Annotated in this window: 17 protein-coding genes and 1 tRNA gene; 9 read left to right on the top strand and 9 right to left on the bottom strand. The window is 65.5% G+C overall.

Annotated elements, in window-relative coordinates; all coding sequences use genetic code 11:
• Positions 1-241 precede the first annotated feature (241 nt).
• Positions 242-475: a hypothetical protein gene (locus JQ592_RS11130; RefSeq protein WP_211402890.1), complete on the bottom strand. Its 234-nt coding sequence runs from the start codon at positions 473-475 to the stop codon at positions 242-244.
• Positions 476-598: 123 nt separating this feature from the next.
• Between JQ592_RS11130 and JQ592_RS11125 the strand changes: the two genes are divergently transcribed.
• Positions 599-1,060, top strand: coding sequence for a DUF6314 family protein (locus tag JQ592_RS11125; protein ID WP_211402889.1), 462 nt, complete (start codon positions 599-601; stop codon positions 1,058-1,060).
• Positions 1,061-1,084: 24 nt separating this feature from the next.
• Here JQ592_RS11125 and JQ592_RS11120 read toward each other — a convergent pair whose 3' ends face one another.
• Both JQ592_RS11120 and JQ592_RS11115 read right to left on the bottom strand, forming a co-directional pair.
• On the bottom strand, positions 1,085-1,387 hold the full coding sequence (locus tag JQ592_RS11120; RefSeq protein ID WP_018646482.1) for a hypothetical protein: 303 nt from the start codon (positions 1,385-1,387) through the stop codon (positions 1,085-1,087).
• Positions 1,388-1,568: 181 nt separating this feature from the next.
• Positions 1,569-1,653: transfer RNA gene (locus JQ592_RS11115), tRNA-Leu, on the bottom strand.
• 159 nt (positions 1,654-1,812) lie between these two features.
• Between JQ592_RS11115 and JQ592_RS11110 the strand changes: the two genes are divergently transcribed.
• Positions 1,813-2,352 (top strand): disulfide bond formation protein B, encoded by a 540-nt coding sequence (locus JQ592_RS11110; RefSeq protein ID WP_211402888.1) that lies wholly within the window; start codon positions 1,813-1,815, stop codon positions 2,350-2,352.
• On the opposite strand, the gene JQ592_RS11105 is transcribed toward JQ592_RS11110, so the two are convergent.
• Both JQ592_RS11105 and JQ592_RS11100 read right to left on the bottom strand, forming a co-directional pair.
• Positions 2,353-3,438 (bottom strand): AbrB family transcriptional regulator, encoded by a 1,086-nt coding sequence (locus JQ592_RS11105; RefSeq protein ID WP_211402887.1) that lies wholly within the window; start codon positions 3,436-3,438, stop codon positions 2,353-2,355.
• 101 nt (positions 3,439-3,539) lie between these two features.
• On the bottom strand, positions 3,540-3,815 hold the full coding sequence (locus JQ592_RS11100) for a PsiF family protein (RefSeq protein ID WP_211402886.1): 276 nt from the start codon (positions 3,813-3,815) through the stop codon (positions 3,540-3,542).
• Between the two features lie 213 nt (positions 3,816-4,028).
• Here JQ592_RS11100 and JQ592_RS11095 point away from each other — a divergent pair, with 213 nt between their 5' ends.
• Positions 4,029-4,520, top strand: a complete 492-nt coding sequence (locus JQ592_RS11095) for a hypothetical protein (RefSeq protein WP_211402885.1) — start codon at positions 4,029-4,031, stop codon at positions 4,518-4,520.
• A gap of 51 nt (positions 4,521-4,571) precedes the next feature.
• On the opposite strand, the gene JQ592_RS11090 is transcribed toward JQ592_RS11095, so the two are convergent.
• Positions 4,572-5,120: a TetR/AcrR family transcriptional regulator gene (locus JQ592_RS11090; protein ID WP_211402884.1), complete on the bottom strand. Its 549-nt coding sequence runs from the start codon at positions 5,118-5,120 to the stop codon at positions 4,572-4,574.
• Between the two features lie 101 nt (positions 5,121-5,221).
• Between JQ592_RS11090 and JQ592_RS11085 the strand changes: the two genes are divergently transcribed.
• The 5 genes from JQ592_RS11085 to JQ592_RS11065 all read left to right on the top strand — a co-directional run bounded on the left by JQ592_RS11085 (position 5,222) and on the right by JQ592_RS11065 (position 8,028).
• Positions 5,222-5,650, top strand: coding sequence for an acyl-CoA thioesterase (locus JQ592_RS11085; protein WP_211402883.1), 429 nt, complete (start codon positions 5,222-5,224; stop codon positions 5,648-5,650).
• Between the two features lie 3 nt (positions 5,651-5,653).
• Complete coding sequence (locus tag JQ592_RS11080) at positions 5,654-6,130, top strand: PaaI family thioesterase (RefSeq protein ID WP_211402882.1); 477 nt, start codon at positions 5,654-5,656, stop codon at positions 6,128-6,130.
• Positions 6,131-6,174: 44 nt separating this feature from the next.
• Entirely contained in the window at positions 6,175-6,558 is a 384-nt protein-coding gene (locus JQ592_RS11075; RefSeq protein WP_211402881.1) for a CidA/LrgA family protein, read from the top strand.
• Entirely contained in the window at positions 6,555-7,277 is a 723-nt protein-coding gene (locus JQ592_RS11070) for an LrgB family protein (protein ID WP_211402880.1), read from the top strand. The genes JQ592_RS11075 and JQ592_RS11070 overlap by 4 nt, the downstream gene beginning before the upstream one ends.
• An 88-nt stretch (positions 7,278-7,365) precedes the next feature.
• On the top strand, positions 7,366-8,028 hold the full coding sequence (locus tag JQ592_RS11065) for a DsbA family protein (RefSeq protein ID WP_211402879.1): 663 nt from the start codon (positions 7,366-7,368) through the stop codon (positions 8,026-8,028).
• 96 nt (positions 8,029-8,124) lie between these two features.
• On the opposite strand, the gene JQ592_RS11060 is transcribed toward JQ592_RS11065, so the two are convergent.
• From JQ592_RS11060 to JQ592_RS11050, 3 genes are all read right to left on the bottom strand, one after another.
• Positions 8,125-8,328, bottom strand: a complete 204-nt coding sequence (locus JQ592_RS11060; protein WP_211402878.1) for a hypothetical protein — start codon at positions 8,326-8,328, stop codon at positions 8,125-8,127.
• Between the two features lie 82 nt (positions 8,329-8,410).
• Positions 8,411-9,481 (bottom strand): phospholipase, encoded by a 1,071-nt coding sequence (locus tag JQ592_RS11055; protein ID WP_211402877.1) that lies wholly within the window; start codon positions 9,479-9,481, stop codon positions 8,411-8,413.
• 21 nt (positions 9,482-9,502) lie between these two features.
• The gene (locus JQ592_RS11050; RefSeq protein ID WP_211402876.1) at positions 9,503-10,474 is read right to left on the bottom strand and encodes a S1C family serine protease; all 972 of its coding nucleotides are present in this window, start codon (positions 10,472-10,474) and stop codon (positions 9,503-9,505) included.
• A gap of 288 nt (positions 10,475-10,762) precedes the next feature.
• Here JQ592_RS11050 and JQ592_RS11045 point away from each other — a divergent pair, with 288 nt between their 5' ends.
• A complete protein-coding gene (locus JQ592_RS11045; RefSeq protein ID WP_211402875.1) occupies positions 10,763-12,181 on the top strand; it encodes a M20 family metallopeptidase in 1,419 nt (472 codons plus the stop codon).
• The last annotated feature ends 237 nt before the right edge of the window (positions 12,182-12,418 follow it).

Genomic DNA, 12,418 nt, shown 5'->3' with positions numbered 1-12,418 from the left:
CGCGAGAAAGCGCTTCAGGCCCGCGTCGGGCTGCATTCCCTCTATTCAATCAATGGTTGCGTCATGAAATGGGATGTATTCTGTACACAATCCCGCTGAGGTAGCAAGCAGGAACGTGCCACCTCGCCGCGGCCGGACCCACGGAATGCCGGTCGTGAATACTTCTGTCTTGCGGGGCGGGGCCGTCTCTTCTGTTTCAGCGAACAGGGAAGCGGTGGGTGACGGCTGCGCCCAACTTGCCCTAGAGGACGTCCACCCGCGGCGGCGGATAACGCCGCGCCAGCGTCGACAGCGGCAGATGCCGCTCGTCCGAGGGCAGCTCCAGATAGGCCAGCACCAGCGGCCGCTTCCAGTCGCCGATGCCGAAATCCATCGCCATCCATTTCTGTGGCTCGGGGCCTTCGAGGCCCCGGACCCAGACGAAATAGCGGGGGAGGTCGTCGGCGTCCGCTTCCGTCGTGCGTCGTCTGGCCATCAAAGCTGCTCGCTGCATCGATATGCGTTGCGGTAGGATATAGGTATCGGTTCGCTGAAGTCGAACTCCCGGCAGCGGCTCTGGCAAGTCCGGACCGGTTGGTTAACGCGCGGGCCTGAAGATATGAACGAAGCCACGATCGATCGCTGGGGCGAAGCCTCTGAAGTCACGAAAAAGCTGGTCGGATCGTGGTCCTTCAACCGGGTCATCGAAGGCCAGGCCACGATGCAGGGTATCGCGACCTTCACGCCACTCGACAGGGAGCGGTTGGCCTATCGCGAGCAGGGACAACTGAAGCTCGCGGACGGCACCACGGTGCAGGCCGAACGCGAATACGTCTTCAGCAACAGCGACGGAGGATTCAAGGTCTTCTTCAAGGAAGATCCACCGCGGCTGTTTCACGAAATTTCACTGTCCGCGTCTTCCGGAGGAGAGCTGAGCGGACATGCGCGCCATCTCTGCAGGCGCGACGAGTATCGGTCGGCCTACATGTTCCTGCTGGATGGAACGTTCGTCGTTCGTCATGTGGCGTCGGGTCCAAGCAAGGACTACACGATGAACACGATCTACACCCGCCTGTCGTGATCGAGCCGACGCGGCGGCGTCGCCTCACTGCCAGAGCTGGCTCTCCGCCACGCGGTTGATGTCGGCGAGCCGGCGGTCGGCGTCCGCATTCAGATCGATGCTCGCGACCAGCGTCAGCAGGCGGTGATAGGCGCTGTCGGCGACTTCGACCGGCAGCGGGGCCTCGTCATAGGCCTCGACATAGCTGCCGACGAGGCTGCTCAACAGGCGGCACAGGCCGCGCTGGGCGGGATCGTCCCGGCCGAGCGTCTCGAGCTTCTGTTGAAATGTCCGGAAGGTTCGCAGGCCGTGGTGCTGTTCGGAAAGCCACGCGTGCAGGTCGTTCATGTGAGCTCCTTCGAGTTACGGAAGAAGCTACCGGCTTATACAGTGGGGATGTGACGATTGCTAGGGCGCGGGAGATTGAGCTGTGTTGAGCCAGTCCGTCTTCGCCAAGAGGCTTCGCCGGACACGCTTCACCCTTCGGGCTTCGCATGGCCGCGCCACGCGAAGCCCGAAGGGCGAAGCGTGGTGCCCCTGGCCGGAATCGAACCAGCACTCCTTGCGGAACTCGATTTTGAGTCGAGCGCGTCTACCAGTTCCGCCACAGGGGCCCTCGGTCGGCCCCTCCAAGGAGGGCGTCGCGAAGCCGGCGGACTATAGCCATGGACAAGGCGGGGTCAACCCGCGCCAAAGTGATCCCTGTCGTTCTCGACAGCCGCTTGGGCCGGGGCTAGAGGCATGGGAGCGCGACCGATCGGAAAGAGGCTGCCGTGACGACCCAGAGTGCCGCAATACCTGCGTTCAAGCCGGCGGCCACGAGCTCCGCGCTGGCCGCCTCGCTTGCGGTGACCCTGATCGCGGCAGCCACGATCGCGGGCGCCTGGTTCTTCCAGCTCGTGCTGGAAATCCTGCCCTGTCCGCTGTGCCTGGAGCAGCGCTACGCCTATTACCTCGCGATCCCGCTCGGCGCGCTGACGGCGCTCGCGGCACGCGCCGGCGCGCCGCGGCCGCTGCTGCTCGCAGGGCTTGCGATCCTCGCGCTGGCGACCCTCGCCAATGCCGGCCTCGGCACCTACCACTCCGGCGTTGAATGGGGGTTCTGGAAGGGCCCGACGGATTGCTCCGGCCCCGTGGTCAATCTCGGTAGCGCCGCTGATCTGCTGTCGAAGCTCGACACGGTGAAGGTGGTCCGCTGCGACGAGGTGCAGTGGCGCTTCCTCGGCCTCTCGCTCGCCGGCTACAACGTGCTGATCTCGCTCCTGATGGCCGCGATCGCTGCGTGGGGATTTGTGCGGACAGCGAAGCGCTAGCTAATCATCCACATCGTCCTGCGTGCGCCCGAACAGGTGCACGATGCCCGGCGTTGCGATCGTCACGAACACGAAACGCGACAGATGATGGGCGCCGACGAAGATCGGGTCGATATGCAGCGTCAGCGCCAGCGCCAGCATCGCGTCCATGGCGCCCGGCGCGAAGGCGACGACGACGTCGGAGAACTTCACCTGCGTGGTGAGCGCGACGATGCCGACGAAGATCGCGGAGACGGCGATGGCCACGGCAAACGAGCCCAGCGCCGCATTGATGTGGCCGGCGAGCGTCTTGATCCGCATCCGCGCGAAACGGCTGCCGATCAGCGCGCCGATGCCGACCAGCGCCACGCCGCGCGCCCAGTCCGGCAAGCCGCCCTCGACCCAGCCCGCGCCATGCAGCACGCTGGAGCCGATCATCGCGCCGAACATCCAGCTTGCCGGAAACTTGACCAGCCGCAGCACGAGCGCCGCAGCCAGGGAGGCCGCGACCAGCTCCAGGAGGCCGAGCGGCGAGGCGATCGTCGTCGTCAGCGACGGTGCGGCCGAAGGCGCCACGCCCGTGAGTGCCAGCACCATCGGGAGCGCAGCGGTGAGGATGATGACGCGCATGGTCTGCACCACCGCGATGCCCGGCAGGTCGGCGCCGCGCTCGACGGCCAGAATCGTGATCTGCGACAGCGCACCGGGGCTGCCGGCGAGGAAGGCCGAGGTGCGGTCCCAGCCATGGATGCGCTGGAGGTAATAGCTCGAGCCGAAGGTCGAGCAGAAGGTGGCGAGCGCGAGCAGCCCGATGGTGAGCGGATAGGCACTGACCTGCTGGATCAGATGGCGCGAGACCACCGAGCCAAGCGAGATGCCGAGCAGCACCAGCACGGTCTGGGTCAGGATCGGCGGCAGCGTCAGCTGGCGGCCGGCAATCGCGGCGATGCCGACCGCGATCATCGAGCCCGAGATCAACCCGCCGGGAAGGCCCGCGAAGAGAAATACGAGACCGCCGGCAGTGCCGATGACGAGCGTTTCCACCGTGCTCAGGATCTTGGCACGGCTCGGCCATTCGAACGGCAGGGAGGCGGTGATTTGCTTCACGCCACCTTATTGCAAATCAGCGAGAGGCGCACAATTGCGGCTACGTCATGCCGCAATGCGCATGCCTCTCACGAATGCTCGCGAACCGTATTGTGACGGATTTACTTCTTGTCGGCGGCAGGGGCGGCGGTGCCGGCCTTCGCTTCCTTCATGCACTCGCGGCGAAATTTCTTGCGCTCCTTGCCCTTCAGTCCCTTGGCGTCCGCCTGCTTGGAGCATTCGAGCGACTCGGCCGAACGCTCCTTCGGCGTCGCCTTCTTGTCGGCGGTGGCAGCGGCATCGGTCTTGGCGGCCGGCGCGGTGGCCTGCGCGAAGGCGGTGCCGGAGGCGAGCAGGGAAACGAGGACAGCGGCGGCGAGGCGAGAGGCGAGGGTCATGATGTTGCACTCTTCTTGCGAGAATTGCGAAGGGCTGGAACGTCGGCTTGCGATGCTGAACGCGACATGAATGATTTGAACGGTGCGATCACTATATTTTTGCGGCGAAAGTCATCGCTTCCTTGTCGCGGGCCAGCGGCACGCTAGGATAGCAATCCTCGTTTCACTTCCCCCAAAGGGAAGCTCAAGGGAAGACCAAGGAGGAGATCAGGGATGACCAATCAGACAAAACTGCTGTGTGCTATTGTGGCATCGGGTGTCGTGGCATTGATGGCTGCCGCACCGGCGCAGGCGCTGACTTCGCAGGAGTGCAGCGCGAAATATCAGGCCGCCAAGAAGGACGGCTCGCTCGGCACCATGAAGTGGAACGACTTCCGCAAGGCCCAGTGCGGTGCCGATGCAACGCCTGCCGCCGCGCCGACCGCGGCTGCTCCGGCCGCGCCTGCCGCTCCGGCCGAGCCGAAGCAGGCCAAGAAGGAGGCGGCCCCCGCTGCGGCGCCGAGCCTGCCGGCCGGCCCCGCGATCTATCCGAACGCGGTCGATCCGAAATACGCCAAGGAGACCGCCGGCAAGGCCCGCCTGCACACCTGCGTCGACCAGTACAATGCCAACAAGGCCACCAACGGCAATGGCGGCTTGAAGTGGATCCAGAAGGGCGGCGGCTATTACAGCGAATGCACCAAGAAGCTGAAGGGCGCGGCCTGAGCTTCGACGTCACAGGATACGATGGCCGGAGCAAAGCTCCGGCCATTTTGCTTAGTCGAGCAGTTTCTCGGCCGACCTCGTCACGAGCTGCGAACGCTTGCGCGGGCCACGCTCGACGAACAGCAGGCTCTGGCCGAAGATGAAGCAATAGAACAGGAAGGCCTGCGCCTCGGCTTCCTCGGCCTCTAGGCCGGTCGCGCGATAGAGCTCGGCAACGTGCTTGAGCCGCGCGGCATCCACGCTCGCCACCGCCGCCGCGGCGTTCTCATCCGCGCGGGCCCATTGCCGGATCGCGAGCTCGATCGCCATGCCTTCCGGATTGAGCCGCTCCGAATAGAGCTGGATCACCGCCTTCAGCCGCTCGCGGGGCGCCTCGCCGTCGAGGCTCGTCTGCTGCGCGATCGACGCCGCGCGCCCCTCGCGCCAGCGTTCCAGCATGGCCCCGAGCAGCGCGGCGCGGTCGGCAAAACGGCGGTAGAAGCCACCCTTGGTGACGCCGAGATTCTTGGCGAGCACCTCGACCCTGACACCCTCGACCCCCGTACGGGCGAGCTCGGCGAACCCCGCCTCGACCCAGACATCGCCCTTGCCGTCGCTCATGAAGGAAGCCTCACCGGTTCTTGATACGGTGCCGTATTGCTAACGCAGGACGGTCCTGATACGCTACCGTATCAAAAATCAAAAGGGCAGGAGGATTGGCGATGGAGCGGGAGGCGACCTATCGCGGCACGGTGTATCCGTGGCAATGCGACCATGTCGGCCACATGAACATCATGTGGTATGTCGGCAAATTCGACGAGGCCAACTGGAATCTGTTCGCCCGCCTGGGGCTGACGCCGAGTTACCTGCGCAGCTCGGGCCGCGGCATGGCCGCGGTCCAGCAGAACATCGCCTACAAGCGCGAGCTGCTCGCCGGCGACATCGTCGAGATCCACAGCCACCTGCTCGAGGTTCGCGACAAGTCGATCCGCTTCCGGCACGACATGCGGAATGCCGAGACCGGGGAGATCGCCGCGACGTGCGAGATCACGGGCGTGCATCTGGACCGTCAGCTCCGCAAGTCCGCGCCGTTCGCCGATGCCATCCGCGAGATCGCGATGAGCCATCTCGCTGAGTTCGCAGAGGCCTGAGCGATGACCGCGTTCGAGCCGAAAAACCCGGGCTATCGTGCTGCGGCCATCGCCATGTTCGACGCCCAGCCGGCGATGCGCACGCTCGGCATCGTGATCGTCCGTCTCGCGCCGGGCGAGGTCGAGCTGGCGATGCTGCATGCGCCGGCCCTCACACAGCAGAACGGTTTCATCCATGCCGGCATCATCACGGCCGGGCTCGACAACGCCTGCGGCGTTGCCGCCTTCACCTTGATGCCGCCGGAGGCCGACATCCTCACCGTCGAATTCAAGACCACGCTGCTTGCTCCTGCCCGCGGCGAGCGGTTCGTGTTCAAGGCCGAGGTGGTCAAGCCCGGCCGCACGCTCACCTTCTGCGAGGCCAAGGCCTTCGCCGAGCATGACGGCAAGACCACGCTGATCGCCACGATGACCGGGACACTGATGGCGATGCTGCCTCGCCTTGCGGCTTCGCATGAGGTGCGCGCGTCCCGCGCATAGCGGCGATTGACAAGCCTGGCGGTGCGTCCCTTGATGCGAACGCCATGCTTGCAAGTCTCGGTATCATCCTGCTCTGCCAGTTGATCGGCGAAGCCGTCGTGCGCGGCCTCGGCCTGCCATTGCCGGGACCCGTGCTCGGACTGCTGCTGCTCCTGATGCTGTTGCTCGCGCGCGATCGCTTTGAGCTGCTTGCGCGCGGGCCGCTGCGCGACAGCGGCATCGAGACGACGAGCAAGGGCCTTCTGGCCCATCTCTCGCTGCTCTTCGTGCCCGCCGGCGTCGGCGTCGTGCAGAAGCTCGACCTGCTCGCCTCTCACGGCATCGCCATCGTCGTCGTGCTCGCGCTTTCCGTGGTCGTCACGCTGCTCGCGACCGTGCTGACCTTTCGCCTCGTCAGCCGACTGTTGCGGCAGCAGGACGCGCGATGACGGACAACCCATTCTCGCTCTGGGTCTATCTCTCGCAGTCCCCGCTGCTGTGGCTGACCGTGACCCTGCTGGTCTATGCGAGCACGGATGCGGTGTCGCTGGCGACGCGGCGCCATCCGCTCGCCAATCCCGTGCTGCATGCGATGTGGATCATCGGGGTGTTCCTGCTCCTCACCGGCACCTCCTACACGACCTATTTCGCCGGCGCGCAGTTCGTGCACTTTCTGCTGGGACCGGCGACCGTCGCGCTCGCCGTGCCGCTCTATGAGAACCGCAAGCGCGTGGTTTCATCCATCGTGCCGATGCTGGTGGCGCTGATCGCGGGCTCGATCACGGCGGTGGTGTCGGTGGTGCTGCTGGCCGAGCTCGCCGGACTGCCGCGCGATGTCGTGCTGTCGCTGGCGCCGAAATCGGTCACCGCCGGCGTCGCCATGGGCATCGCCGAATCCCTGCACGCCGATCCTTCGCTGGCGGCGGTCGCGGTGATCCTCACCGGCATCATGGGCGCGATCATCGTGACGCCGCTGATGAACCGCACCGGCATTACCGATTACCGGGCCCGCGGCTTTGCCGCCGGTCTCGCCGCACACGGCATCGGCACGGCGCGGGCGTTCCAGGTCGACGAGATCGCCGGCGTCTTCTCCGGCATCGCCATGAGTCTGAACGCTTTGGTGACCTCGTTCCTGGTCCCCTTGGCGGTGACGCTGTTGGTGCGATGACATCGCCGCCGCGACACTCTATATGGTCGGTAACAATTCCCGGTCCCAAGCCGTATTTGCCGAAGATGGGACCGAAACGGGACGAGATATGATTGGATCTTGGAATAAGAGCCGCCTGGTGCCGACCCGGCGCGCGGCGCTGACGCTGATCGGGGCGGGCGCCCTCGCGGCGGGCAGCATCGGTTCGGCGATGGCAGCTGCCGCCGATGACGAGGTGCTGACCGAAACCAAGGTGCTGCGCGATCCCGACACGCCGGTCGCCGGCAATCCCGACGGCAACATCACGATCGTCGAATGGTCCGACTACAATTGCCCCTATTGCCGCAAGCTGGAGCCCGAGCTGCGCCAGGTCGTCCAGGATGACGGCAAGGTGAGGCTGGTGATGAAGGATTGGCCGATCCTCGGGCCGGTCTCGGTCACGGCAGCGCGGATCGCGCTCGCGGCCAAATTCCAGGACAAGTACCACCAGGCCCATGACGCCATGATGGGCGTCTCTTCGCGTCTGACCGAGCCGCGCATCAACGAGCTGCTCGCGGCGGCCGGTGTCGACATGGACCGGCTGAAGCGCGATCTCACCGGCCGTGCCAAGGACATCGACGCCATCCTCAAGCGCAACAACGAGCAGGCTGAGGCATTTGGTTTCCGCGGCACCCCGTCCTTCATCGTCGGCAAGTACCGCGTGCCTGGCGTGCTCAGCATGACCGAATTCGAGCAGGTCATCGCCGATGCCCGCAAAGCCAAGATGAACTGACGCGCGCATTGTTGATCGCAGCCAACATGAAGGCGCCGCCGCGAACCCGCGACGGCGCCTTGTTCATGTCGCTCGGACGAGACTACTTGAACGAGATTACTTGGACGAGATTCGGACCCAGTCCTTGTGCGCGCGGTCACGCAGCGCTTCCCAATCGGCCTTGGCGACATCCCAGTTCACGATGGTGCGATTGGTGGTCGCGACCTCGCCATTGGCGACCGAGGTCTGCATGGAGTCGTAGACGTAGACGCTGCCCGCAAGCAGCAGCGCGCCCAGGATCATTCCGAAAAAAGTTCTCATAGCAAGCCTCCGGTGTCGCGCCGATAACGTCGGCACGGCGCGATGGTTCCGCGGCCATGAGGCGCATCTAAGGAGAGGTTGTTCATTTTCCATTCAGCCATTGCGCCAGCTCCGCGTTGATCTCGCGCGGATAGGTGTGGCTGAGGTCGTCGATCTCGCGATAGGTGACGTCGGCACCGGCGGCGGAGAGCGCGGCCCGCGTCTGCCGCGCGGTCTGCACCGGAAACATCCAGTCGAGCTTGCCGTGGGTGATGAAGATGGGCAGGCCCCGCATGCGGTCGGCATCCGCCATCTCCGCCATCAGCGGATGGAAGGTCGCCGAGACCGGCGCAAGATGCGTGAAGGGTGAGGCGCCGTCGAGGCCGGTGACGTAGCAGAAGGTGCCGCCGTCGCTCATGCCGGTCAGCAGCATGCGCGAGGCATCGATGCTCCAGCGGCTGCGGACGATCTCGAGGATGCGCATGAGGTTCGGCGTATCGGCATCGTCGCCCATCAGCGCCCAGGTCGGCCCGGTTGCGGTCGGTGCCACCAGGATCGCGCCGAGGCTGCGCGCATCGCGCAGCCAGCTCCACAGGAAGCCGCGGCCGTTGCCGCTGCCGCCATGCAGCGCCATCACCAGCGGCATGGCGCGATCAGGCGTGTAATATTCGGGGACATAGACCGAGAAGCCGCCGCGGCTGCCGGGCTCGTTGTGATCGTGGAAGATGCCGGTGTGCTCATTCGCGCTGACCTCCAGTCGCGAGAGCAGATCCTTATTCTCGCGATTTGCGGCGTTGAGGAAGAAGCTGCTCACTGGCGGAAACTGTACCGCGAGCGGATAAAGCGCCTCCTGCGCACGGGGCAGATGGCGCAGCGCGCGAAAGACGGCAACGAGATCGCCATTGCCGTGCTCGACCTCGCGGATGCCGGCAAAGGCGGCGAGTGTCTCGTTGCAGGCGCGGTCGAGCCGATCGAGCAAGCCCGCGAACTGCTCCGGCCATTCGCCGATCGCGGCGTGTGATGCCTGCAGCGCCGCGTCCGGCGTGCCGATCGCGTTCATCACCGAGGCAAAGGCCGGCGGGTGAAAATGCCGCTGGAAGAAGCCGAGCGCTTCAAGCGCACTGAGCAGCGGCGGCAGAACGGCCACGATGTCGTCGATCACGGCCTCGCTCATCGCGGCTTCCCTGGCTTGGGGTCAATGCAGCTTCGGCGCCTTCAAAAGCTTGAAGCGGTCGGTCGAGGTCACCGTGACATCGAAGGTGACACCCTCATGGTGCACGATCAGCGGCACGTCGACGCCGGCGGCGCCGAGAGCCCACAGCTTCCTGTAGAAGGCGGTCTGGCTCGTGATCTTGTCGCCGTCGACGGCCAGGATGACGTCGCCGGTCTTGAGCTCGGCGCGTGCGGCCGGGCCGTTGGCGGAGATCCCGATCACAACCACGCGGTTGTCGATCTCGGTCGAATAGAGCCCGAGCCAGGGCCGCGACGGCTTGTTGACGCGGCCGAACTTGCGCAGATCCTCCAGGATCGGCTTCAGCAGATCGATCGGCACGATCATGTTGACGTGCTCGGCCTTGCCGTCGCGTTCACGCTCGAGCTGGAGCGAGCCGATGCCGATCAACTCGCCGCGCTCGTTGAGCAAGCCAGTGCCGCCCCAGTTCGGATGCGCGGGATAGGTGAAGACGGCCTCATCCAGGAGATATTCCCAGTAGCCGGCGAATTCCTGCTTGGCCACGATCTGGCTTGCGACCGATCGCGTGCGGCCGCCGGCGCCGCCGACCACGACGCGGTCGCCGATCCGGGTGTCGGCCGAGTTGCCGAGCGGCAAGGGTTCGACGTCGAGCGCGCCGAGTGCCTGCACGAGGCCGAAGCCGGTAACGGAATCGAAACCCAGCGCATGCCCCTCGACGACACGTCCGTCTGCGAGGTGCAGCCACACCGATTCCGCTTCGGTGATGAGATAGCCGATGGTCAGCACCAGCCCGTCGTCGATCACGACGCCGTTGCCGGCGCGTTCGGTGCCCAGCGTCTCGGCGCTGAATGCGTCCGGCGGGACGATGGCGTGCAGGCCCACGACGGAAGCGAGCGCGCGGTCGAGATCGAAACCGTAGTCGCTTGCGCGCGGCTGATTGGCCGGCGGCACTCTCCATTCGGTCAGGGCGGGCATGGAGTTCTCCTGGCTGAGTGCATCGCTCCGCCATTGGTGCGGGACGACGCGCGAAGCACGGATAATTTAGGCCGGAGAGGGCCGTCTTGAAAGCCTCGTTCCTCAACTATTCCGGCGAACGCCGCATGAAATCTTCGAAACGTACGGAAACGCCTCGTGCACAGGGGACGGGCAACCGCGCGATCCGGCACCGGCCGCATGGCTGCTGTCCGGCGAGGTGCTAGGCGGGCTGCAACGAAGCTGCTAACCATTGCCGCTTCGTTTGACCAAGGGATCACGGACCGAAGCATGGATAACCGCAGCGACATCTGGCGTGGCGTCGACACGATCAAGGCGCGTTTCATCGACCTCAGCGACAAGGTCTGGGGCACGCCAGAGGTGTGCTACACCGAGGCGCGGTCGGCCGCCGAACATCTCGCCGAGTTGCGTCATCAGGGCTTCCGCATCACCGAGAACGTCGCCGGCATCCCGACCGCGCTGATGGGGGAGTGGGGTGAGGGCGGACCGGTCATCGCCTTCATGGGTGAATATGACGCGCTGCCGGGCCTCAGCCAGGAGGCGGGCGTCGCGGAACATCGTCCGGTCGAAACCGGCGGCCATGGCCATGGCTGCGGTCACAATCTGCTCGGCTCCGCCGCGCTGCTCGCCGCGACCGCAGTGAAGGACTGGCTCGCCGAGAACAAGGTGCCCGGCCGTGTGCGCTATTACGGCTGCCCGGCCGAAGAAGGCGGCGCGGCAAAGGCCTTCATGGTGCGCTCCGGCGCGTTCGAGGACGCCGACATCGCCATCACCTGGCATCCGCACAGCTTCTGGGAAGTGGCGGTGACGCCGTCGCTTGCGAATACGCGCGCCGACTTCATCTTCACCGGCCGCACCTCGCATGCGGCGGCCTCGCCGCATCTCGGCCGTTCCGCGCTCGATGCGGTGGAACTGATGAATGTCGGCGTGAACTACATGCGCGAGCACATGCCGAGCGATGCGCGCGTGCATTATGCGCTGCTCGACACCGGCGGCATCGCGCCCAACGTGGTGCAGGCGCATGCGCGGGTGCGCTACTCGATCCGCGCCCGCGATCTTCCCGGCATGAACGAACTGGTCGAACGCGTGTCCAAGATCGCGCAGGGCGCTGCGCTGATGACCGAGACCAAGGTCGAGATGAAGATCATCTCCGCGGTCTCCAACATCCTGCCGAACGCGCCGCTCGAGCAGGCGCTGCACCGGGTCATGGAAGAGCTCGGACCGCCGCATTTCGACGATGCGGACAAGGGCTTTGCCAGCCAGATCCGCGCGACGCTGAGCGACAAGGACATCGCCTCGGTCTATTACGCGATCGGCATGGAGCCGACCGATCGGCCGCTGGCCGACTTCCTGGTGCCGCTCGATGCCAAGCGCAACCCGCTTGTCGGCTCGACCGACGTCGGCGACGTCAGCTGGGTGGTGCCGACCGTGCAGGTTCACGCACCTACGGTTGCAATCGGCACGCCCTTCCACACCTGGCAGGTGGTGGCGCAGGGCAAGAGCCCGCACGCGCACAAGGCCATGGTGCAGGCGGCCAAGGCGATGGCCGGGCTCGGCATCAAGGCGCTCACGGAGCCGGAGCTGATCGAGGCCGCGAAGGCGGACCTGAAGAAGCGCACGGCGAAGACGCCTTACGTCTGTCCGCTGCCGGACCACGTCGCGCCCCCGCTCGATATGTCCGTGGCGTAGAATTCCGTCTCGATACTTCGTCTGATCCGGCGAACAAATTTTCCGCAGTGCAGCGCGGTTTCCGGCGCATTTTGGCGCCGGATTGCCGAACGCTTGGGCTGCGGAACACAGTTTTGCCCAACGGACAGCCAGAAGACCGTTTGCATACACACGGTCCCAGTTGACGTGCCCCCTAATCGGTGTGCCATCTACCGCCAGCCAAACCCGGCGGTCGCGTCTTGCGGCCGCCTGCATCCA

This window comes from Bradyrhizobium iriomotense (assembly GCF_018129405.1).
Classification (GTDB): Bacteria; Pseudomonadota; Alphaproteobacteria; order Rhizobiales; family Xanthobacteraceae; genus Bradyrhizobium; species Bradyrhizobium iriomotense_B.
The sequence above is the reverse complement of the archived record's forward strand: the minus strand, read 5'-3'. Positions and strand labels throughout refer to the sequence as shown.

Coding starts and splice junctions, on each gene's coding strand:
- JQ592_RS11100 (WP_211402886.1), bottom strand. CDS start 3,815: ATGACCCTCGCCTCTCGCCTCGCCGCCGCTGTCCTCGTTTCCCTGCTC.
- JQ592_RS11045 (WP_211402875.1), top strand. CDS start 10,763: ATGGATAACCGCAGCGACATCTGGCGTGGCGTCGACACGATCAAGGCG.
- JQ592_RS11125 (WP_211402889.1), top strand. CDS start 599: ATGAACGAAGCCACGATCGATCGCTGGGGCGAAGCCTCTGAAGTCACG.
- JQ592_RS11075 (WP_211402881.1), top strand. CDS start 6,175: ATGCTTGCAAGTCTCGGTATCATCCTGCTCTGCCAGTTGATCGGCGAA.
- JQ592_RS11065 (WP_211402879.1), top strand. CDS start 7,366: ATGATTGGATCTTGGAATAAGAGCCGCCTGGTGCCGACCCGGCGCGCG.
- JQ592_RS11090 (WP_211402884.1), bottom strand. CDS start 5,120: ATGAGCGACGGCAAGGGCGATGTCTGGGTCGAGGCGGGGTTCGCCGAG.
- JQ592_RS11120 (WP_018646482.1), bottom strand. CDS start 1,387: ATGAACGACCTGCACGCGTGGCTTTCCGAACAGCACCACGGCCTGCGA.
- JQ592_RS11085 (WP_211402883.1), top strand. CDS start 5,222: ATGGAGCGGGAGGCGACCTATCGCGGCACGGTGTATCCGTGGCAATGC.
- JQ592_RS11055 (WP_211402877.1), bottom strand. CDS start 9,481: ATGAGCGAGGCCGTGATCGACGACATCGTGGCCGTTCTGCCGCCGCTG.
- JQ592_RS11130 (WP_211402890.1), bottom strand. CDS start 475: ATGGCCAGACGACGCACGACGGAAGCGGACGCCGACGACCTCCCCCGC.
- JQ592_RS11070 (WP_211402880.1), top strand. CDS start 6,555: ATGACGGACAACCCATTCTCGCTCTGGGTCTATCTCTCGCAGTCCCCG.
- JQ592_RS11060 (WP_211402878.1), bottom strand. CDS start 8,328: ATGAGAACTTTTTTCGGAATGATCCTGGGCGCGCTGCTGCTTGCGGGC.
- JQ592_RS11050 (WP_211402876.1), bottom strand. CDS start 10,474: ATGCCCGCCCTGACCGAATGGAGAGTGCCGCCGGCCAATCAGCCGCGC.
- JQ592_RS11095 (WP_211402885.1), top strand. CDS start 4,029: ATGACCAATCAGACAAAACTGCTGTGTGCTATTGTGGCATCGGGTGTC.
- JQ592_RS11080 (WP_211402882.1), top strand. CDS start 5,654: ATGACCGCGTTCGAGCCGAAAAACCCGGGCTATCGTGCTGCGGCCATC.